General features: G+C 56.0%; 24 protein-coding genes. 12 read left to right on the top strand and 12 right to left on the bottom strand.

Annotation, left to right across the window (positions count from 1 at the left end; all coding sequences use genetic code 11):
• Nucleotides 1–26: 26 nt before the first annotated feature.
• A complete protein-coding gene (locus tag CIK74_RS12290; RefSeq protein ID WP_170947864.1) occupies nt 27–1,238 on the bottom strand; it encodes an MFS transporter in 1,212 nt (403 codons plus the stop codon).
• 47 nt (nt 1,239–1,285) lie between these two features.
• Entirely contained in the window at nt 1,286–1,882 is a 597-nt protein-coding gene (locus tag CIK74_RS12285) for a TetR/AcrR family transcriptional regulator (RefSeq protein ID WP_170947863.1), read from the bottom strand.
• A 534-nt stretch (nt 1,883–2,416) separates the two neighbouring features.
• On the opposite strand from CIK74_RS12285, the gene benA reads away from it, so the two are divergent.
• The 6 genes from benA to CIK74_RS12255 all read left to right on the top strand — a co-directional run bounded on the left by benA (nt 2,417) and on the right by CIK74_RS12255 (nt 11,048).
• A complete protein-coding gene (benA, locus tag CIK74_RS12280; protein WP_096256502.1) occupies nt 2,417–3,775 on the top strand; it encodes a benzoate 1,2-dioxygenase large subunit in 1,359 nt (452 codons plus the stop codon).
• Nucleotides 3,776–3,794: 19 nt separating this feature from the next.
• Nucleotides 3,795–4,325 (top strand): benzoate 1,2-dioxygenase small subunit, encoded by a 531-nt coding sequence (gene benB, locus CIK74_RS12275; RefSeq protein ID WP_096256501.1) that lies wholly within the window; start codon nt 3,795–3,797, stop codon nt 4,323–4,325.
• 112 nt (nt 4,326–4,437) lie between these two features.
• Nucleotides 4,438–5,985, top strand: coding sequence for a benzoate 1,2-dioxygenase electron transfer component BenC (gene benC, locus CIK74_RS12270; protein WP_096256500.1), 1,548 nt, complete (start codon nt 4,438–4,440; stop codon nt 5,983–5,985).
• A complete protein-coding gene (locus CIK74_RS12265; protein WP_275542573.1) occupies nt 5,982–6,821 on the top strand; it encodes a 1,6-dihydroxycyclohexa-2,4-diene-1-carboxylate dehydrogenase in 840 nt (279 codons plus the stop codon). Before benC ends, CIK74_RS12265 begins: the two co-directional genes overlap by 4 nt.
• A gap of 150 nt (nt 6,822–6,971) precedes the next feature.
• Nucleotides 6,972–8,315, top strand: coding sequence for an aromatic acid/H+ symport family MFS transporter (locus CIK74_RS12260; protein ID WP_096256499.1), 1,344 nt, complete (start codon nt 6,972–6,974; stop codon nt 8,313–8,315).
• 45 nt (nt 8,316–8,360) lie between these two features.
• Nucleotides 8,361–11,048, top strand: a complete 2,688-nt coding sequence (locus CIK74_RS12255) for a LuxR family transcriptional regulator (RefSeq protein ID WP_170947862.1) — start codon at nt 8,361–8,363, stop codon at nt 11,046–11,048.
• 31 nt (nt 11,049–11,079) lie between these two features.
• Here the strand turns inward: CIK74_RS12255 and CIK74_RS12250 are convergent, their stop codons facing one another.
• From CIK74_RS12250 to CIK74_RS12240, 3 genes are all read right to left on the bottom strand, one after another.
• Complete coding sequence (locus CIK74_RS12250; protein WP_096256497.1) at nt 11,080–11,262, bottom strand: hypothetical protein; 183 nt, start codon at nt 11,260–11,262, stop codon at nt 11,080–11,082.
• A gap of 116 nt (nt 11,263–11,378) precedes the next feature.
• A complete protein-coding gene (locus CIK74_RS12245) occupies nt 11,379–11,906 on the bottom strand; it encodes a hypothetical protein (protein WP_096256496.1) in 528 nt (175 codons plus the stop codon).
• 118 nt (nt 11,907–12,024) lie between these two features.
• Nucleotides 12,025–12,465, bottom strand: a complete 441-nt coding sequence (locus CIK74_RS12240; protein ID WP_096256495.1) for a VOC family protein — start codon at nt 12,463–12,465, stop codon at nt 12,025–12,027.
• Nucleotides 12,466–12,568: 103 nt separating this feature from the next.
• Here CIK74_RS12240 and CIK74_RS12235 point away from each other — a divergent pair, with 103 nt between their 5' ends.
• Nucleotides 12,569–12,820, top strand: a complete 252-nt coding sequence (locus CIK74_RS12235; protein WP_141392944.1) for a hypothetical protein — start codon at nt 12,569–12,571, stop codon at nt 12,818–12,820.
• A gap of 75 nt (nt 12,821–12,895) precedes the next feature.
• Here CIK74_RS12235 and catA read toward each other — a convergent pair whose 3' ends face one another.
• The 5 genes from catA to CIK74_RS12210 all read right to left on the bottom strand — a co-directional run bounded on the left by catA (nt 12,896) and on the right by CIK74_RS12210 (nt 17,683).
• Nucleotides 12,896–13,753: a catechol 1,2-dioxygenase gene (gene catA / locus CIK74_RS12230; protein WP_096256493.1), complete on the bottom strand. Its 858-nt coding sequence runs from the start codon at nt 13,751–13,753 to the stop codon at nt 12,896–12,898.
• Between the two features lie 194 nt (nt 13,754–13,947).
• On the bottom strand, nt 13,948–14,226 hold the full coding sequence (gene catC, locus CIK74_RS12225; protein ID WP_096256492.1) for a muconolactone Delta-isomerase: 279 nt from the start codon (nt 14,224–14,226) through the stop codon (nt 13,948–13,950).
• A 29-nt stretch (nt 14,227–14,255) separates the two neighbouring features.
• Nucleotides 14,256–15,356: an enolase C-terminal domain-like protein gene (locus tag CIK74_RS12220; protein ID WP_096256491.1), complete on the bottom strand. Its 1,101-nt coding sequence runs from the start codon at nt 15,354–15,356 to the stop codon at nt 14,256–14,258.
• Entirely contained in the window at nt 15,353–16,246 is an 894-nt protein-coding gene (locus CIK74_RS12215) for a LysR substrate-binding domain-containing protein (protein WP_096256490.1), read from the bottom strand. The genes CIK74_RS12220 and CIK74_RS12215 overlap by 4 nt, the downstream gene beginning before the upstream one ends.
• 180 nt (nt 16,247–16,426) lie before the next feature.
• Nucleotides 16,427–17,683 (bottom strand): DUF445 domain-containing protein, encoded by a 1,257-nt coding sequence (locus CIK74_RS12210; RefSeq protein ID WP_096256489.1) that lies wholly within the window; start codon nt 17,681–17,683, stop codon nt 16,427–16,429.
• 73 nt (nt 17,684–17,756) lie between these two features.
• On the opposite strand from CIK74_RS12210, the gene CIK74_RS12205 reads away from it, so the two are divergent.
• Genes CIK74_RS12205 through CIK74_RS12190 form a run of 4 tightly spaced genes read left to right on the top strand, consistent with a single transcriptional unit; the run spans nt 17,757 to nt 20,338 of the window.
• The gene (locus tag CIK74_RS12205) at nt 17,757–18,626 is read left to right on the top strand and encodes a glycerophosphodiester phosphodiesterase family protein (RefSeq protein ID WP_096256488.1); all 870 of its coding nucleotides are present in this window, start codon (nt 17,757–17,759) and stop codon (nt 18,624–18,626) included.
• Nucleotides 18,623–19,312 (top strand): hypothetical protein, encoded by a 690-nt coding sequence (locus CIK74_RS12200; RefSeq protein ID WP_096256487.1) that lies wholly within the window; start codon nt 18,623–18,625, stop codon nt 19,310–19,312. The genes CIK74_RS12205 and CIK74_RS12200 overlap by 4 nt, the downstream gene beginning before the upstream one ends.
• The gene (locus tag CIK74_RS12195; RefSeq protein WP_240520535.1) at nt 19,293–20,024 is read left to right on the top strand and encodes an AzlC family ABC transporter permease; all 732 of its coding nucleotides are present in this window, start codon (nt 19,293–19,295) and stop codon (nt 20,022–20,024) included. Before CIK74_RS12200 ends, CIK74_RS12195 begins: the two co-directional genes overlap by 20 nt.
• Entirely contained in the window at nt 20,021–20,338 is a 318-nt protein-coding gene (locus CIK74_RS12190) for an AzlD domain-containing protein (protein WP_096256485.1), read from the top strand. Before CIK74_RS12195 ends, CIK74_RS12190 begins: the two co-directional genes overlap by 4 nt.
• A 24-nt stretch (nt 20,339–20,362) precedes the next feature.
• On the opposite strand, the gene CIK74_RS12185 is transcribed toward CIK74_RS12190, so the two are convergent.
• The gene (locus CIK74_RS12185; RefSeq protein ID WP_096256484.1) at nt 20,363–20,812 is read right to left on the bottom strand and encodes a MepB family protein; all 450 of its coding nucleotides are present in this window, start codon (nt 20,810–20,812) and stop codon (nt 20,363–20,365) included.
• A gap of 86 nt (nt 20,813–20,898) precedes the next feature.
• Between CIK74_RS12185 and CIK74_RS12180 the strand changes: the two genes are divergently transcribed.
• Nucleotides 20,899–21,207 carry a thiamine-binding protein gene (locus CIK74_RS12180; protein ID WP_096256483.1) on the top strand — a complete coding sequence of 103 codons (309 nt, stop codon included), beginning with the start codon at nt 20,899–20,901 and terminating at the stop codon, nt 21,205–21,207.
• Between the two features lie 133 nt (nt 21,208–21,340).
• On the opposite strand, the gene CIK74_RS12175 is transcribed toward CIK74_RS12180, so the two are convergent.
• Nucleotides 21,341–21,718, bottom strand: a complete 378-nt coding sequence (locus CIK74_RS12175; RefSeq protein WP_096256482.1) for a hypothetical protein — start codon at nt 21,716–21,718, stop codon at nt 21,341–21,343.
• Nucleotides 21,719–21,795: the final 77 nt, after the last annotated feature.

The following is a 21,795-nucleotide window of genomic DNA, read 5'->3' as shown; positions in this document are numbered from 1 at the left end:
AAACACTTACGCTTGTTTTTGCGCTACTAGCCCTTTGAAGTGCGACGGTTCTGCCTCGAAGTCCCTGCGATTAACGCCAAGGCAATCAGAGATAAGAGCATGACAAAACCGGCATAACCGTAAGTGACATTCTTCAATCCGAAGCTCGGGATCAGCAGCCCGGCGATGAGCGTTGGTAGCCCAAATGCTAGATAGCTAACCAGATATACCGAAGAAAGCGTACCTCCGCGTTGTAGTGCTGGAACGCGCTCCACAATGGTGCGTAAGCCACCCTGGAAGGCACCACCCAAGCCGATGCCACCAATAATGCTTGCGATGAAATATACAGCGACACTTTCCGTATAAACCGCGAGCACGAGGCAAGCAGAACCTACGATCAAGGCCGCACAGCCAAGGACCATGACCTTGAGTGCATTGAACCGGAAGGTGAGTACACCGAGTATTGAACTGGTACCGGTCACCGCCATTATGGCTAAAGCGCCAAGTGTGGGCGACTGAATATTCAGCAAGGTTTTGCTGATGCTCGCGCCGAGCCCCAAATTCATTCCGACCAGTGCCCAACTGGCAAGCAGTGCGCCCACAGCAACGAAGAATTCGCGGCGTACTTCTTTGGGGATCAGCACCGAGGGGACCAACGAACGAAGTACGCCTGGACGGCGAGGGTGGCGTTCCTTAAGTAAGCACGCAGGGACGAGGGCAAGGATCAGAAGCGAGGCCACCACTAGGTAAGGAACCTGAAATGGGTGTGGTGCGAACTGGACAAGAATTCCACTAAGTAATGCGCCGAACCCAATAGCCGCCGGTGGCACCGCGCCGTTGAGCATTGCGACTGTGCCGTGGCGTGATGCGGGAGAGTAATCCAAAAGCGCGGCACCCAAGGTGCCAAATCCAAGACCCGAGGCGATACCTTGCAGAACTCGAGCAATCAAGAGGGCGTTAAGCGAATCGGCGAACGCCATGACCAGCATCGATGCGGCAGCGATCAGCAATGCGCAAAAAGCTACGGGGCGCCGACCAATATGATCCGACAGTGCGCCACAGGTCAGTAAGGTGACCAGCAGGCCGAGGATGTATACGGCGAAAACGCTACTGACTTCTAGCGGGGATAATCCCCATTGCTCGGAGTAGAGCGGAAAGAGTGGCGAGGGAGTGCCGGAGTGTGCCGCGATGAGGCAAAGGCCGATCAGTGCGGTGGTGAAGCCGAATTTATCGGTGACGAAGTTATTGGCGTGTGCCACGAGATCTCGTTCTATGTTGAAGTGATGGGGGACTGGGAGGCAAATGCCTAGGGTTGTTCAGCCAAGAGGCCGCGGACGGACCAACGCACAGTTTCTTCGATGTCTACGACAGCTACATTGTCGGCATCGCGCATCAGCCGGAAGACCGCCGCCCCATAAACCACGTCGATGGCCATCTCTATATTCAGCCCGGGGGCCAATTGACCCGAGGCTAGGGCTCGCGCGAAAAGTGGTTTGAGGGCTTCTCTCCGGGGTGACATATAGAACTGATCGATGTACGCTGCGCTTTGCGGTTCTACGGAACAAGCGGCCAAAAGCTGGAAAAATACTCGACCGCTCTGCACGCTGTGAAAAGTAAGCGATTCGACCGTGCAATTAACGAGATCTGTCAGTGGGTCACCATCCACGGGGAATTGCAGTGCCTCGCTTGTGACACGTCCAAAAGCTTCGGCAACTATCGCATTTTTAGTGGGCCAATGCTTATATAAGGTCGCCGAGCTGACTCCCGAATGTTCAGAGATGCGTTCAACTGAAATTCCCCGGAACCCGACCTCGCGTAGCAGCTGCGCCGTCGACTTCAAGACTTTTTGATGAGTCGCCACACTGCGTGGGCGGGTGCTAACCGGCCAAATTTCCTGATTCACGGCAATCCTCAAAACTAAAGTGTCACTTTACTTTAGCAACAATCATCCGAGAGTCGTGACCGCTAGTGGGTTCTGGAACTCTCTGGTCACGAAAATCGCTACTCGCAGATGCCATCGAGAACTAGGGACTGCGCAGCTGGCTCGGCATGCTGGGCTGGATGCAAAATTACCAGCAGTGAACCGGCATGGAGCTTCGCCATGGTGGTAAATCCAGTGCAAATTTCCGAGAGGAAAATATCTCGTCCGAGCCAGCGCAGGCCACGGATTTTGGCCTTTTATTCGTCGGGTATCAGGGTGCGCCCGTTCACTGATCAGTGAATCGTCCGTCAAGGTTACGCAGGTGTCTAGCAAACAACAAATACTTAAAAAACAGCCTTTGATATGCGTAAACTCCTAGTGCGAATGCCTAGGCCAAGCCTAGGTAGATGCCTAGTGTGATGAGGCGCACAACCTGTCAGGGTTAACTCCATCGAAGGCCGCCAGCAGCGGTTGAGCCCTGCCGGGCCCCAGATGAAGGATGGAGCAAACCACATCATGACTGAGACTTTAAACGCCGTATCCGAGGTGCTCGACAAAGCGCTTGTTGACAGCCCCGAGACCGGTGAATACCGCACCAGCCGAAACATTTTCACCGATGAAGAAGTTTTTGAGCTGGAGATGAAGCACATCTGGGAGGGCAACTGGGTTTACCTGGCCCACGAATCCCAGATCCCCAACATCGGTGACTACTTCACCACCAACATCGGTCGTCAGCCGATCATCATCTCGCGCAATAAGCAGGATGAACTGAACGCCATCATCAACGCGTGCAGCCACCGCGGTGCGATGCTGTGCCGCCGCAAGACGGATAACCGCACCACGTTCACCTGCCCGTTCCACGGGTGGACCTTTAACAACTCGGGCAAGCTGCTCAAGGTTAAGGATTCGCGCGGAGCCGGTTACCCGGAGCAGTTCAAAAAGGACGGTTCGCACGACCTGACCAAGGTTGCCCGCTTCGAGAACTACCGCGGCTTCCTCTTCGGCTCACTGAACCCAGACGTCCCATCGCTCGAAGAGCACCTGGGCGAAGCGGCAAAGATCATCGACATGATCGTTGATCAGTCCGAAGAAGGACTAGAGGTCCTGCGCGGTTCCTCAACGTACACCTATGACGGTAACTGGAAGCTGCAGGCCGAAAACGGCGCCGATGGTTACCACGTGTCGGCAACCCACTGGAACTACGCGGCCACTCAGGCACGCCGTGCCTCCGGTGAGTCGAGCAACGACACCAAGACCATGGATGCCGGCGGCTGGGACAAGCAGGAAGGCGGCTTCTACTCCTTCGACAACGGCCACCTGCTGCTCTGGACCGAATGGCTGGACGCCGCAAACCGTCCCTTGGCCGAACAGCGCGACGCGCTGGTTGCCAAGTACGGCGAAGCTAAGGCCGACTGGATGATCGGTGTCTCGCGCAACCTGTGCCTGTACCCGAACGTGTACCTGATGGACCAATTCTCTTCGCAGATCCGCGTGTTCCGCCCGGTCGCCGTAGATAAGACCGAGGTCACCATCTATTGCATCGCTCCCAAGGGCGAATCAGACTCTGCCCGTGCCAACCGCATCCGCCAGTATGAGGACTTCTTCAACGCCTCGGGTATGGCTACCCCGGATGACCTGGAGGAGTTCCGCTCCTGCCAGAAGACCTACATGGCTACCGCGGCGAAGTGGAATGACATGAGCCGTGGCGCGGCACACCAGATCACCGGTGCCGACGAACGTGCCAAGGCCATTGGCCTAGAACCAATCGCCTCCGGTGCACGCACCGAAGACGAGGGACTGTACCCCATCCAGCACGGCTACTGGCTTTCGGCTATGCGCAACGCGCTGGCAGCCGAACGCGAAGCACAGAACTAAGGCCGAAGGGAAAATTCACATGAGCACCATTGCATTAACCGAGGCAGCGACGTCCAACGGCACCATCACCACCGCCGATGTCGCACAGTTCCTCTACCAGGAAGCCCGCTTCCTCGATGACCGTGACTTCGATCGCTGGATTGATTGCTACCACCCGGAAGCCACCTTCTGGATGCCAGCATGGGCCGATGACGACAAGCTCACCGAAGACCCGCAGCGCGAGATCTCGTTGATCTACTACGCAAACCGTGGCGGTCTGGAAGACCGTGTTTTTCGTATCAAGACCGACCGTTCCTCGGCCACCTCGTTGCCTGAACCACGCACCGGACACAACATCAACAACATTGAGATCGTTTCAGTTGACGGGGACAAGGTTGAGGTGCGCTTCAACTGGTTCACCCTGTACTACCGCTACCAGAACGTGGACACCTACTTTGGAACCTCGTTCTACACGATTGATTACTCCGGCACTCAGCCTGTGATCACCGCAAAGAAGGTAGTGCTGAAGAACGACTATATCCACCACGTAGTGGATATCTACCACATCTAATTCGGCCGAGAACACCCCGGTCAGCCCGTGATGCGTCGAGCCTTTAGCTCGGCGCATCACGGCCAAGAACTTCCTGCTGCGCTGTCAGCATCATTTTGAAAAGAGCCCCATTATGACTTATCAGGTCGCCCTAGCCTTCGAGGACGGGATCACCCGCTTCATCAAAGTTGGCCCCCGCGAAACCGTCGCCGACGCCTCCTACAAGGCAAGGATCAACATCCCGCTGGACTGCCGTGACGGCGCCTGCGGCACCTGCAAGTCGTTCTGTGAATCGGGCAAGTTTGACGGTGGCGATTACATCGAAGAGGCGCTGACCGATGACGAAGCCGAGGCCGGCTTCTGCCTTCCCTGCCAGATGGTTCCGGAATCGGACCTGGTCCTGCAGATCCCCACCACCTCGGATGTGGCTAAAACCGCGGCGAGCGTCTACGAGTCAACGCTGACCGAGATCCGCCGCATTTCCGAAACGACCTACGCCTTCAGCCTCGAAGTGGACAACCGCGAAGAGCTGAACTTCCTGCCCGGCCAGTACGTGAACATCGAAGTTCCCGGCTCCGAGGGACAGACGCGCTCCTACTCCTTCAGCTCGGGCCCCGAGGTGAGCACGGTGTCCTTCCTGATCCGCATCACCGATGGGGGACTAATGTCCACCTACATGCGTGACGTGGCACAGGTCGGGGACCGACTAAACTTCACCGGCCCAATGGGCAGCTTCTTCTTGCGCGAACCAAAGCGCCAGTCGCTGCTGCTTGCCGGCGGCACCGGTCTGGCCCCACTGCTGTCCATCTTGGAAAAGCTTGTCGGCATGGACAACGCACACCCGGTCCACCTGATCTATGGCGTGAACACCGACACCGACCTGGTTGAGCTGGACGTGCTTGAAAACTACACCGCGCGTATCGAAGGCTTCAGCTTTGACACCGTGGTGGGCGACCCAAATAGTGCCGCGGCAAAGAAGGGTTACGTCACCAACCACTTCGAACCACAGCATCTGGCCGAGGGCGACGTGGATATCTACCTCTGCGGTCCACCTCCAATGGTCGAAGGCGTCCGCCGCCACCTCGAAGGCGAAGGCATCAAGCCACAGAACTTCTACTTCGAGAAATTCGCGCTCGCGGTACTGCCAGATGCGGCGCCGGCTACCGAGGTTGCAGCCCCTGTGGAGCAAGCCGAGGCAGTGGTTGCGAGGGCAGTCACCGAATATGAAATCGGTGAGGAACACGCAACTTTCCAGGCGCAGTTTGATGCTCGGATGGCGCTGGAACTGGCGATTGTGGAACTGACCATGGGCAGGTTGACCGAGCAGCAGCTGGGAGAGTTTAAGATCCTGGCAGAAATCGCAGGAAAGACACTCGATGGAGAAAAGTTCGTCAATGCCGACGAATTTACCGTCACCAACGACGCATTCCACGAGTTCTTGTTCACCTGTGTGGGCAACGAACACCTGCTGCAGGCTTATACCCGACTCGAAGTACCGGCAATTATGGCCAAGGTCTTGCGACAAGAACATTGGATCGATGGAGCGGTGGATAAAGACCATCTGGACATCGTGGCAGCTTTTGAACAGCAGGACATCACCGCGGCACGTACCGCGATCATCGCGCACAACGAGCATGCCAAGGCCACCATGGCTGCCGCATCCAAGGAACTGAACAAGTGAGCGGCGCCGACACCACGAGCAATCTGACCAAAGCTGCAGGCTTGCCCGAGTCATTCCATGCCGGACGTTTTGCCGGCAAGGTAGTGATGGTCACCGGTGCCGCACAGGGAATCGGCTGGTCAGTAGCTCGGCGTATTGCTGCCGAGGGCGGAGACCTGGTGCTGGTTGACCGAGCCCCATTGATCCATGAAGTGGCAGAGGGTTTGCGAGCTCACTCGGCGCATGCGCTGAGTGCTACCGCGGATCTGGAAACCTACGAGGGCGCCATGGCAGCGGTTACCGCGGCCATGGATGAATTCGGCCGGATTGATGTGCTGATCAATAACGTGGGCGGAACCATTTGGGCTAAACCCTATGAGCATTACACGCCACAGGAAATCCAAAAGGAGATTCAGCGTTCGCTGTTCCCCACCCTGTGGATGTGCCGTGCAACCTTCGAGGTGATGGTTGCCGCCGGTGGCGGCACCATTGTCAACGTTTCCTCGGTGGCCACTCGTGGCATGAACCGGGTGCCCTACGCAGCAGCGAAGGGTGGAGTGAAGGCAATTACCTCGGCATTGGCCATGGAAGGTGCACCGCACGGAATTCGTGTGGTGGCTACCGCACCAGGTGGTACCGAAGCGCCAGAACGTCAGGTCAAGCGCGGCCCCGCCCCACAAGGCGAGCAGGAGCAGGCCTGGTACCAGGCAATTGTTGACCAGACCGTGGACTCAACTTTGCTCAAACGGTATGGAACCCTGGACGAGCAGTCCGCTCCGATCGTGTTCCTAGCCTCAGATGAAGCCTCTTATATTACCGGCGCAACCCTCGCGGTGGCCGGCGGAGACCTCGGATAGTTCGACTGATTATCGAATGAAGCGGCCCGTTGCGACGGGCCGTTTCGTTAATCATCTTGATCCCGGTGCAGTAGCTGTACCCGCCGGGCACGTATTTTCTGGGGCACAACGAGGTGCCCCCAGATACAGCAAATGAACGGAAATCACGTGATGACCAGCCCTACAATAAACAGTTCCAAGCAAGTGAACACGGTACGTTGGGTGGTCACTATCGCCGCCATCGCACTGATCTTTGACGGTTATGACCTGGTAGTTTTCGGAACTATCGTTTCCACCCTGCTCGCAGATCCCAGCCAGCTGGGACAGCTTGATGCCGCTGCCGCAGGACTTCTGGGAAGCTACGCCTTGCTAGGCGTGATGGTTGGTGCGCTGACTACGGGTGCCATCGGTGATTATCTAGGCCGCCGCAAGGTGATGCTCACCGGCATCATTTGGTTCTCCATTGGCATGGCGCTCACCGCTTTTGCTCCAGACTCGTTCTGGTTCGGGATCTTGCGCTTCCTCACGGGCATGGGAGTGGGTGCATTGGTGGCCACCGCTGGTGCCATTGTGGCTGAATTTGCACCGAAAAACCGTCGTAACTACTACAACGCCATCGTTTATTCCGGCGTGCCAATGGGTGGTGTGCTCGCCTCGCTCTTGGCGCTGGTGCTCACCGACCTCATCGGCTGGCGTGGATTATTCATGATCGGTGCTTTGCCATTACTCTTCCTCCTGCCAATGGCATGGTTCAAACTTCCGGAATCCCCACAATGGCTGTTGTCACGTGGTCGGGTAGCCGAAGCACAAGAAATGTCGGCGCGCACCGGGATTGTTCTGGAACTGCCAATTGATGCTAAAACCGAGAACGTGAAAGCAGAAGCAGTGGGCTTCGCGGCCCTGGCTACCAAACGCTACGCCTTGCCAACAGCACTGCTGGGCATGATGAGCTTCGCAGGATTATTGCTTACTTATGGCTTGAACACCTGGATGCCGGAAATCATGTTGCAAGCGGGCTACGGCAAATCCCACTCACTGTTATTCCTCCTGGTACTCAACCTTGCCGCGGTGTTTGGCGGACTGCTTGCCTCGGTCGCAGCAGACCGTACCGGCCCCAAACAGGTCATCGCGGTGACCTTCTTCCTAGCTGCGCTTGCAATGGTGCTGATGACACTGAAGTTGCCACTGCTGCTGCTCTTGGCACTAGTGGCGGTGGCTGGTGTGGGAACTATCGGAACCCAGGTGCTGATCTACGGATTTGTCTCAAATTATTACCATAGTGCCGCTCGCGGAGCAGGCGTTGCCTGGTGCGCTGGATTCGGCCGCCTCGGCGGTATTTTCGGCCCGCTGGCCGGTGGACTGCTACTGAGCGCGGGAGCGACCCCAGGGACTGCGTTCTACGTTTTTGCTGGTGTTGCTATCGTTGGAACATTGGTCACCACCTTTGTACCCATGTCTCGATCCAATGCGCTGCAGCCGGCGCGTGAGCTCTTGGTGACCGGCACAGAAAAGTAGTTGAACATCGATTCGGTGAAAAATATTAACAAAGGGGTGGTGGGTGTGAAATTGAGCCAGCAGGAAGCTCAAGATACACTCGCCACCCTTTTGCGCGACGCGGAACAAGGACGCAGTGCCCTCGCCGTGCTGCAAGGGCCACAAGGTAGCGGTAAGAGTACCGTCATCCGACGGATGCACACTCGATCTCGTGCAGCGACCGTCAGCATGGTGACCGCTTCTCGCTGGGAGGCGGACGAACCAGCGGCTGCACTTGGGCCATTGCTGGAACCTATCGGTATTGGAGCACCAGCGGATCTGGGCCCCGCCTTGTTGCATTACCTTCGTGCGGAACCAGAGCGCGCCCGGGTATTGGTGATTGAAAACGTGCAGTGGGTCGATGCTCAGAGCCTCGCGGCGGTGCGCTACGCCTGGCGGCGATTGCGCACCGAACGAGTGCTCATCGTCTTGGCAATTCGAGATAATGACCTAGCCACGTTGCCGCCCGAAGCCCGGGAATTTCTTGATGACAGTGAATTGACGCGGATACGACTGGCCTTGCCAACGTCGGCACAAATCGGTGAGATTGTTTTTACCCGCTTGGGTATTGAGCTGCCGGCGATGGCTGCCGAGCAGCTGGTGGAGTACACGCAAGGCAATCTTCAGACGATCCTTGATATAGTGCAGGAGAACCCGGAACAAAGCTGGGAACAATGGAATCGGTGGCCACCAGCACCACGGGCCCTGTCGTTACATATCAAACGCTTACTCGAAGAAATTGAGCCACAGGCCCGTGCCATTCTGGAAGCGGCCACGATTTTAGGCGTACAAGCCAGACTCGATCTTATTGTCAGACTTGCGCAGGTCACCGAGCCATTAAGCCCGCTGCAACAGTTAGTCGATGTCTCGCTGGTGCAAACCCACGGGCACAGCGGCATGGTGCGGCTAGGATTTGAAAGCCAGCTGACTCGGATGGCGGTCTACCATCAGATTCCTTTGAGTACGCGGATTCGGTTGCACACCGCCGCGGCGAAAATTGTGGAAGGCCACGGTGCCATGCTCGGCCACCGGGCTGATGCCAGCCTCTTGCCTGACGTTGGTCTCTCCCGTGCGTTAGCCACATATGCGGTGGCCCAAGGGCAACGTGGTGAATGGTCTTCGGCGGCAACTGCCTTTTTTCGCGCCACCCACTTAACTCCCAACCCGCAGGAACGTGACTCCCTGCTACTTAAAGCGGTAGATGCCATCGTTGCTGCCGGTGAGTTACGTCGAGCCCAAACTTTTTCACACCAGCTTGCAAGTTTAGCGAGCAGTCCTGAACGAGATGTGCTCTCCGGCTATATCGCCATTTTGCAGGGGCGCGCGAATACCGCTAATCGGTGGCTCACCAGCGCTTGGCAGAATGCTGTTCAAGCTCAGGCTAGTGATGCCATGGCTGTCATCTCGCAGCGCCGGGTATTACATTCCCTCTGCCAATTGGAAGGTCAAAAACTTCTAGATTGGGCCGAGCAGTCTCTGGATTTAGCGGAGGTTGATAGTCCACTGGCTATTGAAAGCGCAGCTATTCAGGGCCTGGGGCTGGCAATGATGGGACGCCGCGACGAAGGTGAACAGGTACTTCTTGGTTTGCTCGCAAAGCTGCCTACCGGGGCTCAACGCCAACGCGCAGAAATGTCTTTGGGGTGGGTGTACTTAGCCTCTGACCGGGTGGAACTTGCTCGTCATGAGCTGACTGCTGCCAGCTCCACCGATTTCAGCGAGGGGTCACTGCGTATTGCCCTGTGGGCTAAGGCGTGGTTAGCGCGTGCGGAGTTCTTAATGGGAGATTGGGACCAAGCGCTAGAGACCGTGCGGGCGGCGCAGGCGCTTCAGGAACGCTCTGAAATTCAGGTACTTCGACCGCTGATCCAAGCCACCGCGGTAATGATCCACGCGTTGCGCGGAAATTGGGAACTAGTCGAGGTCCACCTAGCCAAATCATGGGCCAAAATTGGTAGCTATCCGGTGATGGAATTGCCTTACCGAATTGCCCGTGCGGAGGTCGCCAGAGCGCAAGCAAATCATGAAGACGTCCTCTTGGCCTTGGAACCATTACTCAAACTTGATCGTACCCAGGGTATTGATGAGCCAGGTTTCTGGACATGGCAGGACACCTATGCGGGTGCCTTGATTCGAGCCGAAAGGCTAGCTGAGGCCGAAGAGTTTATCCGACCGCTGTTAGATGTTTCCCTAGCAACCGGTCATCACAGCAGTAGCGCACGGTATCTGAGTGTGAAAGCAATGCTGTCAGCGGCTCGCGGAGACATCGATGGTGCGCGGGAGATCTTTGAAGAGGCTTTAAGGCATTTGGAGGGCATCGGCGCCGCGTATTATCGAGCGCGAATTGATCTCTCATATGGGCAGTGCTTACGCCGAGCCGGAAAACGCGCCGAATGCGTTGCCCCGTTAACTCGGGCGTTGGCCACTTTCACGCATCTTGATGCGACCGCCTACATTGAGCGTTGCACCCGCGAGCTGCAAGCTAGTGGTACCGGCATGTCGCGCCGAAATGTGACCGACTGGTCCACCCTCACGGCGCAAGAACAGACCGTTGCCAAACTTGTGTGTGACGGCGCCAGCAACCGCCGCGTAGCCGAAGAACTATTTATCAGCACCAAAACCGTGCAGTACCACCTGACAAAAATCTACGCGAAGCTGGCCGTTTCAACTCGTACCGAACTTGCTGCACTGACCCGTGAGGGGTTCGCTGAGTAACAGTGCGCACTACTAACGCACGAGAAGTGGACTATTCCCGGTCTGTTTTCAAGGAGTTCTGCGTCGGGCCGGTCGTGAAATGTTGCCTGCCGACGAGCATCGCCGCAGCTGTGCCAGGGATCACTAAGAGCAATGGTAACCACTGGGTGAAAGCGAAAATTATCAAGACTGCAATCAGCAAGATGAGCGGGGCGCTGTAATAGACCTTTGACATGATGTGGCCTCCTAAGGGGCAACGATGTCTGCCTGAGTCTAGCCGCTATTTCTTATCGTTGGTTGTTTTTCTCGAAGATTATTCGCGATTCATCGGCTGCGTTCACGGCACCAAACCTAGTCCGTTACGCTTGCCGATTGAGAAGCTGGATGGGAAGGTTCCGTGGGATATACCTGCGGTGGGAGGCCGATAGTAAACCCTTCGGCACGCACGGCCGTGCCAAATAGTTCTATGGATTGTGCAGGATCAGCTGACCCATCGCTGAGCATTACCAAGATGCCACTGCCGAGTTGTTCGTCCACGGTAATCTTCAGATCGTCCGGGGTGATCCCTTGTTCCTGCAAGATGACTTTTGTTGCCGCGACCATTTGATCGCTGGGCGGATGACCGTCGGCAGGCGCGGCAGTGACACGACATACGCCGTCGAGATCGCCGGCGTAGACGGCGGTGACCAATGCTCGGCCAGCTTCTTCGAGGGAGGCCACAGGTTTTTCTCCATCGCAGGTGTCGCCTGAATAGTTGTCAATGGCCGTACAGCCCGAGATAAGCCCCGCGCAGAGCGCAAGCCCAAGTATCCCGGCACCTGAGGTGAGAGTGGCCTTGTGCGATTGCAAACGCTTTTGAAATGACCCATCTGCTGCCATGTTGTAGATGCCTTTACTAGAAATTAGATGGTGGCAAAGGTTGTGTAAAGAACTTCTCACAAGGTGTTTTGCTGCCTTTCTCGAATCCTAGCAACTGAAGCAATTCATGGGAAGTTTTTTAGCCCAGACGCTGCGCCAGGGCCACAAGAATTCCCTCGGGGCCGCGGATATAAGCCATTTTCCAAGAACCCTCATATGTGCCAATGCCACCCACTAGTCCATAACCTTGGGCTTTTAGGCGCTCGACCTGGCCTTGCAGATCATCAACTTCAAAAGACAGGCTTCGAATACCCAGCTCGTTGGCCATGTTCTGCGGAGATCCGCTCAGGTGCGCGGGACGAATGAAGCTGGAAAGCTCTACCGCGGTATCACCACCCGGGATACGCAACATCACAATTTCGGAACGCGCGTTGGGCAGCGCAGTGACGGTGTTAATGAAATCGCCTTCAACGAAGGTGCTCCCTTCGATTTCAAGACCGAGACGCACAAAAAACTCCGTGGCTTTCTCAAGATTTTGAACGGTGATACCAACATGATCAAACCTCAAAATACGCGGCATAGGTCAAACCTCCGGTGGGGGGAAACGTTTGCTAATTCAAGGTTGAGTCTACGAAGGTATCCGAAGCTAAGGAAGGGGCAAGCGCCTACGCTGAAGTTTGCCGTTGAGCATTCCTGCCTCCGCGCTTCCGTTGACAGTCAGTGACCTTGAGCTCATCAATTTTGCACGCGTAACGATTGATTCGACCACCAATGCAGGTGTGGGCCAAGACGGTATTCATACGCTGGGCGCCGCGGTGCGGGCCGCGGACGGCAGGGTATTTGCGGGGGTAGGCATCCAGCATTTCACCGGCGGGCCCGGTGCTTGCCAGGACCTCTTGCCATTGGCCTTTGACCATCGGGCCGAACAGGTTTGAAACCCCGGAGCTGGAGACAAAAAAGCACCGCCTAACGCTCCCATACAGCGTCAGACGGTGCTTCTAAGTTCTGCTTTACTTTACTGGGTCAAGTACGAAGTCGTAGGTGACCTGCTTGCCGTTACCGGATTCTGCTGGCTGGATGTCCAGCAGCAGTTCGGGCTTTACCGCAGTGGCGATATCATCGTCATTGTGTGCATCTCCCGGGAAGTACAGCTGCGCGGTGAGCAGCTCGTGGCCCTCGGCTGAGACCTTCAGGTGCAGGTGGGCCGGACGCCATGCGTGCCACCCGGCAGCGGCGATCAGCTGACCGCAGGCGCCGTCGGTAGGGATCTGGTACGGAGCTGGCTGCATGGTGTTGATCGCGAAGTTGCCTTCTTCATCAGCGATGAAGGTGCCGCGCAGGTTCCACTCCGGGATGCCAGGGGCGAACTGCGAGTAGAAACCTTCTTCATCTGCGTGCCATAGCTCAATCTTGGCGTTCTTCAGTGCCGAGCCATCGGTGGAGCGGACCTGACCTTGGAAGAGCAGGTTGGTGCCCTTCTCGTCTTCGCGCATCGAGATGGTGGCAGGGGAGTCCTGGGTAGGTGCTTCTGGCACGTAGTAAGGGCCCTCGATCGAGCCCTTGTTGCCTTCGCGGTGGTCGGTAGCGACCTCTTCCACGGAGTGCTCCAGCCAGACGTCGAGGAACAGTGGCCATTCGCCATCTTCGCCAACCTTGATCAGCCACGCCTTCAGCGCGTTGAACTCGTCATAGCTCACGCGCTCTTCGAGGATGATGTCATTTGCGGCCTTGACCAGCTTGCTGGCTAGCAGGTTCACGCGCTCGACTGAGGTTTCAATTGAGCCAAGTTTTCCGGAGCTGCGGAAACGGTCGGTGGCGGCGTTGCCCGACTTTGCTGCGGTTGCATCCTGTGGAGTTTCGATGGTCATAATGACTCCCCTAATCATGTGTGGTGTGACTGACGCGGATCTATATTGTGATCCCCATCATCTCGTGCGATTGATATTCAATGTAGTGCAGTGTCTATGACGAGTAAAATACTTATTTACCGTCCAATGAGATGATTTGAGTATCAATCCATGTGGGTTGGCGCACAGTTGGCGATGGGATGCTAAAGATCTTTTTAGCGTATCGAATTCGGGTGCTTAGCGAGCGGGGTCACCTTGATCTTCATGTGCGCGTACATCGGAAAGCCACTGAGGATTTCGTGCAGTTCATCATTTGATTCAACATCATAAATCGAGTGATTCGCGTACTCTCCGACAATGCGCCAGATGCCCTGCATTTTGCCGCTTTCCTGCAGCTGAGCCGAGTAGGCCTTCTCGCGGACCTGAAAATCTGCAACCTGCTCTGCAGTGAGGTGGGCTGGGAACGATACGTCCATACGTGCAAGGAACAACATGGGTTCTCCTAGGGTAAGTGGGGATAATGCTAGTCCTGGCGGTAATGCGCCAGTTTTGTTTCATCAATTCCAGCGCCAACGCCCGGAACGTTGCGCACGAAGATGCGCCCGTCCTTGATCACCAATGGATCCGCCAGCAGGTCATCGGTCATATCGAGGAAGTTGGACAGTTCTCCGGCCTTTCGGGTGGTGGCCTGATGGGCTGCGCCGAAGGTGACGGTGGCTAGCGAGCCGATCTGCGTATCTATCTGGTTGCCCATGGTGACGTCTACTCCCAGCCCGGTGCACAAGCCCAGAATTTCGGTGGCTTCGGTGAACCCCGAACGCGCGGTCTTGATGCAGATGGCGTTGGCGCCACCGGAAAGCAGTTCGCGTGAGACATCGCCAGCAGTTGGGACGGACTCGTCGGCAACAATTGGAATTGGTGAGCGTTCAACGAGTCGCTTACGGCTCAGAGTTTCCTTGGCATCACACGGCTCTTCGAGCATCGTGAGGCCAAGGTCCTCGGTCTGACGTAGAACTTCCATGGCTTCGTTGGCGGTCCAACCACGGTTCGCGTCTAGGTAAATCTCGACGTTTTCACCTAGGCCCTCGCGCAACACTCGGCATGCCTCGATATCCAGCGCTAGAGGTCGGCGGCCCACCTTCAACTTGAAGGTGGTGATGCCGTACTGCTCGCCAAAGCGCAGTGCTTCTTCGAGAAGTTCTTCGGCCGGACGGAAGCCAAGCATGTGTGAAACTCGCATGGAATCGGTGAATCCGCCGAGAAGCTTGTGTACCGGGGTCTTCACCGCCTGGCCGATAGCATCCCAGATGGCGATGTCCAGGGCGCCCTTGGCGACTTGGTTGTGAATCGTGCGGTCCATGACCTGACGAACCTTTTCGCGGTCAAAGATATCTAATCCAATCACCTGTGGACCAAAGATGTCCTGCACTATGGTGCGGATGGAGGTCTGGGTTTCACCATAGGTGTACGGACGTGGTGGGGCGTCGGCGGTGCCGATGATTCCGTCGTCGGTGTGTACACGGATCAGTACGTGGTCTGCCGTGTGCACTTCGCCACTGGCAAAACGCAATGGGTGCGTGTACGGGATGGCGTAAGGGATCGCTTCAATGCGAGCAATTTTCATTCAGAGTGTCCTTCCTCAGGAGCCAAGTTGGTGCAGAGTTTTAGAAAGTTTTGTACGAGCGGTGACTGATTGCCCAGCTTCCATGCGACCGCAAGGTCGACCGACGGTGCGTTGCGCAGTGGACGGAAAATGATCCGCTCACTGTGTGGCAGGTAATTGGAAGTAGGAACCATCCCGATACCTAAGCCGGCGGCCACAAAGGTCAGCAAGGTAGAGGTTTCGCGGGCGATCTGCGCGGTGTGCGGAATGAATCCGGCGCTGCGACAGGTTTCAACGAAGATCGTGTTTACCGCAGAGGTTGCGGGGTAACAAATGAAATTTTCGGTACGCAACTCGTGGATGTCGACAACTTCGTGTGAAGCCAGACGATGCCCGGCGGGTAACGCGACAGCGAGCAAGTCTTTCTCCAATAACGAATATTCGACCTCGTCATTGTGTACTGGCGGGCGCAAGATCGCGATATCAAGACGGCCTTCAGCCAGCGCTTCTTCCATTTCCGGAGTAAGCATTTCGCCTTGGACGTTGAGTTGAAGTCCCGGCATATGCTCGGTGGTCGCGGCGATCACCTTGGGCATGATGCGGTAGGTGGCACTGCCAGTGGAACCCAAGCGGAGCACTCCACTGGCACCGTCCCCGACGGTGCGTACATCGCGTGCAAGTTGGGTGTGTTCTTCGAGGAGCGCGCGGGCTCGTGTCAACAGCAATTCGCCGGCAGGGGTGAGATCCACTTTGCGGGTAGTGCGGATGAAAAGCTTCGTACCGAGCTGTTCTTCGAGCTGCTTGATCTGCTGAGAGAGCGGTGGCTGAGCCATATGCAGGCGTTCGGCAGCGCGGCCGAAATGCCGTTCTTCGGCTACCGCGACGAAATAACGTAAAAGTCTAGTTTCCATGGATGCTCCGATCGTCGACCCGCGCTTAAAGCTGTAGCGACGTTCATGGCAACTCTAGTCAGCCGGTTCGATAGTGAGAAATACTTATTCGACAGTTATTGAGACTGAATAAATACTAATCTCTCGATGGCCTGTAGGGAAGAGGCGCTGCTACGCGTCCTCGAAACGTAGTCTGGCAGGTCAGCCAGAAATGGCCATGATGAGCTCGCCCACGGAGAAAATTACTACGCCGGCTAGCGCTCCGATCACGGTGCCATTGATCCGAATGAACTGCAGATCACGGCCCACCTGAAGCTCAAGCTTTTCACTGGTTTCCGCTGGATTCCAGGCCTGAACAGTATCGCTGACCAATCCGGCCAAAGCCGCTCCATGTTGTTCGGTCAGTGAAGCAACGCCGGAAACTAAGCGCTCCTCCAAATTCTCACGGAGCTGATGGTCATTTTGCAGACGTTCGCCAAAAGTACCCAAAGCTGAACGAAGCGCAATATTGAGTGGAGATCCGGCATCCTGCAAGGACTGAATCAACCCCGTCTTCAAAGAATCCCAGCCACGAACAGCTAGCTCACGTAGCTGCTGATCGCCTAGCAGTGAGTGCTTAAACGCCTCGACCTTGTTGATGGTTTCCGGGTCGTGCTGCATGGCCACAGTGAAATCCGCCAGCCAATCGGTCAGCGCCAGGCGCAATGGATGCTGAACATTATTTGCCACTGCGAAGAGCAATCCGCGTAATTCTTGATGCACTTTCTGCGCCAGCAGCTGATCGACCATCTGTGGGACCCATGAGGGGGAGCGGCCAGAAACCACATCTAAGAACACCTCAGGATGCTCGGACACCCAGGTTCCGGCCCGCTGCGCGATCAGTTCTACGGCGGCTTCGTGATGGCTATCGTCGATGAGTTTCTGGCCTAGTGTTCCGAGAGTTGTGGACCATTCTGGGGCGACCACGTAATCATTGGCTAACACCTGCAAGACGGTGAGTACCTGCTCATCATCCAGGGAATTTAATGCGCCTACGGCCAGAGTCGAAATCTGGGTGGCCGCTGCAGCAGAACCCTTCTCGCTAGCAAGATAGCTACCGGCACGAAGCCCCAATTGTGCTTGACGAAGCTTTGTGGTGATGACTTGAGGGGTGAGGAAATTCTGCTGTACAAAATCACCTAAAGAGGCGCCAAGTTCATCTTTTTTACGCTGAATCAAATTCGTGTGAGGGATTTTCAGGCCCAGAGGATGTCGAAATAGCGCAGTCACCGCAAACCAGTCGGCCACCGCGCCGACCATCCCGCCCTCAGCGGCTGACTTCAGATAACTCAAAGCAGGAATTCGCTCTTGGAACAGCACGCTGAAGACAAATAGCGCGCACATTAGTAAGAACAGCAGGGTAGCCACCCGCTTCATACTGCGAAGGCCTTCGGCGCGCTGATCAAGAAGTTCTGGCATGCGCACCACTTTACTTGTGATGGCACGCCATTAATGACGCGCGCACCGCGCATAAACAAGTAGCGTTGGTGACATGGACACGCTCTTTTACGCACATCGCGGTAGTTCGCAAAAATTCGCCGAAAATACTCGCGCAGCCTATCTGCAAGCCATCGATGAGGGCGCCGATGGAATTGAATGTGATGTGCACCTGAGCAGGGACGGTGTAGTGATCTGCCATCATGATCCAACCGTTGACCGTACCAGCGACACCACCGGCGAAGTCGCTGGATTTACGCTCGATGAGCTCAAAAAGATGGATTTCTCCTCTTATATGCCGGTGGCCGTCCCGGAAGAATACGGAAGCGCCAGCGACCAGCTACTTAGCCTAGTGGAACTGCTTGAATTGATCGATGAGCGTGGCACCAACATTGGTTTGGCGATAGAAATCAAGCACCCCAGCCCGTACGGTCACCTGCTCGAAGAAGAAACTCTGAAGGTCTTAGCTGGATTTAATTTTGATCCACAGACGGGACTGGCAGGTCGCCGAAGCCAGATTCAGGTGACGTTGATGAGCTTTGAACCTGACTCAATTCGATTCCTCGCGCAGACCGTGAGTCGGGCACTGCTTTGCCAGCTGATGACCGAGATCGATCCGCGGCGGGTAGCGGACTTTCTCAACGACGGTGAAACTATACGCGCCGGAGTATATGAAGTGATGCGCCGTTCAGTGGCGGAAGGACGGGAGCTAATCAATGCCGGAGGTGCCGGCATTATTGGCCCAGGTGTGGCCTGGGTCCGCGCCAACGAACACTTAGTGCGTCAATGGCTAGAACAGGGACTCACCGCACGAATCTGGACCGTAGACCGCCCCGCTGACGCACAATATCTGATCGACTTGGGAGTCACCCAAATTACCAGCAACCGCCCGGCAGCACTGCGTCAAGAATTGGACCAAGAATGAGCACCAAGAACACCGCGACCCAAGATAATCTCTACCTGCGCGATAGCTATGTCTTCAGCACGCAAGCTACCATCATCACTTCAGGTAACGATGAAGCCGGTTACTGGATTGCGCTGAGCCCGAATATCTTCCATCCACGGGGCGGAGGCCAGCAAGAAGACCACGGAACGGTCAATGAGCAGCCGGTGAGCGTTGGACGCACCGATGACGGGCTGGTTGTTCTTTACACCACTTCCACCTTCACCGACGGGCAGGTCGTCACCGCAGCTATCGACGAAGCGCAGCGACGTAGCAACGCCGCCTTACATACCGCCGGGCATATCATCGGCTTTGCCGGCGAAAATCGCGGATGGGAACACCGTGGCCACTCACACTTCCCCGGGCAAGCACGCCTAGATTTTGATCCAGCCAGTATCGACTTGCCGCTTAATGATGAAACCGAAAAGGCAGCAGCTGAAGCTTGGTTACAGCAACGCGTTGACGAGCTGATCTCACACGGCGGGTCAATCAGCACTCAAATAGATGAGCATGGCCACCGCACGGTCACCATCGAGGGGATCAATTCCGAGGCCTGCGGTGGCACTCATGTGAATCACGTGAACCAGTTAGACGCAGTAAAAATCGGCCAGGCACGAGTCAAACGTGGTGTTTACAAGGTGCGGTACGATGCCCAGCACAAAGAGTAATTGGTTGACGCCGGCTACCAAAATGGGTCTGTCCATCGCGCTTGCGACTGGACTCTACGGGATCTCCTTCGGTGCTTTGTCTATAGCCGCGGGTCTTAACTTGTGGCAAACGGTGGCCTTGAGCGCGTTAATGTTCACTGGTGGTTCGCAGTTCGCTTTTATCGGGGTGCTCTCCGGAGGCGGCGCAGCCTCGGCTGCCTTTTCCGCGGCAACCCTGCTTGGGGTGCGCAACGCCGTCTATGGAATGCAGATTAAGCAGTCGCTTCGCCCTAGCCCTCGGGTGGTTCCCTTCATGGCACAGGTGACCATCGACGAGTCCACCGCAACGAGCTTAGGCCAAGCCAGTCTCAGTGAGCGCCATCGTGGATTTTGGACCGCGGGCCTTGGCGTTTATGTTCTCTGGAACCTCTTTACCCTCATGGGCGCGCTACTTGGCGAACGGATGGGAGATCCTGCGGCCTGGGGGTTGGATGGGGCTGCGGTAGCTGCGTTCCTTGGACTGTTGTGGCCACGATTAAAATCCGCGCAACCGATCGTCGTCGCTTGTGCTGCGGCGACTGTCACCGCGTTCGCTGTGCCCTTGACGGTTCCTGGCGTACCTATTCTGATCACCGCTGGCTGCGCAGTGCTTTTTGCGGTGCTCACCGGGCGTCACACCAAGCCGGCTACCGAACACGGGCAGCTGCAACAGGTAGATCAGGAGAAGACATGAGCGAATTGAGCTGGTGGCTTCTGGGCGCTTGCGCGGCGGCCTTTGCACTGAAAATTAGTGGCTACTTTGTGCCTCGTCGGGTACTCGATTCCCCGTTGATGAGCCATGTGGCAGCAACCCTCACCGTCGCGTTGCTGGCTTCACTGGTCACCATGAATGCGGTAACTAGTGGACAAGAACTTATCATCGACGCGCGGATCGGAGCGTTGGCGGCAGCAACGATTGCTTTGATCTTCAAAGCTCCCTACTTAGTCGTGGTGCTGGTCGGAGCGCTGGCTGCGGTAGCGCTACGCGCCACTGGATTAGCGGCGTAGACGCCGCTGGGCGCGCCGAGGCGCTTAAATTAAAGAGCTGAAGGCCGAACTTTGGGCGCGTTGAGTGCGTTGTGCTTGCGGATTGAGTTGTGTGCACCAACTTGGGTAAACCCGGAATCCACGTTTTCCGGGACTGGAATCACTGGTAGTGATTCCAAGCTCTCGTAAATGTTCTTGGGTGAACCTGAAGACTCCGAAACGTTCCCCATCTTGTACAAAAACCAACAGTCCTGCAATTTTCTCGCCCGCACTAAACGGTACGGTTCGACCGTCAACGTCGCGTGTCCAACAGGCGAGGAACGCTCCGGGTTTGGTCGGGGTGATGCGTGCGGTACGAATTCTCCAATATTGGTTCTCTACCTGAACTATGGCTGATTCGTAGTCGCTGTTTTGTTCCTCTGCCCGGATTGCGGGCGGTGTTGGGTTAGCAGTCGCACCCAACGATAAGTATCTAGTCAGTGCGCTATAGGTCATGCAACTCATTGTAGTTAAGCCACAATATATTGCGCATACAGAACATAAAGGCTGACAAGCGTGGGCGTCGGTGGCACAGTGGAATCATGATTGTAGCTTTTTCAGTTGCCCCAAGCACCGACAACCCCGATGCCTCGGTTCATGAGGCCGTAGCAGAAGCGGTACGAATCGTTCGAGCCTCCGGGTTGCCGAACCGTACAAGTTCAATGTTTACCGAGCTTGAAGGCGAATGGGATGAAGTCATGGCTGTCGTTAAGGCTGCCACAATGGCTGTGAGTAACTATGGTTCACGGGTTTCACTGGTGCTCAAGGCCGATATTCGCCCGGGATATACCGGTGAACTTGACGGAAAAATTCAGCGTCTAGAGCGCGCAATTGAAGATTCTGAAGACTAAACGGCATGATTCATCATTCTGCCGGTCGGGAGCGCGCAGCAAACGGTGATTATCTTGGATATCGTGATTCTTCGCGGGGTCACAAACCAATGGTTCCAAGTGATTGGGATGGATTTGAGCTCGGCTAAGTGTTCTAACGCGAAATAGAGTTTGCGGTCTCTGCTGTCTCCGTCTCCTGAGGTGGAGACATAAACGGAGGGTAACGGCGCACGAGGAAATTCGTTGCAAAACCACCGGCTAATGCCACGAGAGCTCCGAGCCACAGTGCATAATTCGTTTCGCGAAGTAGCCCTCCCAGAGTTGGGGCGAGCACCATGGGCAGAATATAGAACCAATGTTTGGCAGTGGTTGGCCCCCAGAGCCCTTCAAATTTTGCTAAGAGGCTAAAACTAACGATTAGTAGCAATGAACCGAAACAGATGATCCAGAAAGTCGGGGATAAACAGAAGACCAGCGTTAGACCTGTCACGACGCTGCCGCTGAAGGTCGCGAACTTCTCGTTACGATCCACCCGTGACCTTCCCTTCGGTTCGGACGTTTAAATAACTATCTACTTAGTTTTCCAAATTCCATCCGCCGTAGCAATAG

It is taken from the genome of Glutamicibacter sp. BW77, assembly GCF_002332285.1.
GTDB classification, from domain to species: Bacteria; Actinomycetota; Actinomycetes; order Actinomycetales; family Micrococcaceae; genus Glutamicibacter; species Glutamicibacter bergerei.
This window is presented reverse-complemented; position numbering and strand designations above follow the sequence as displayed.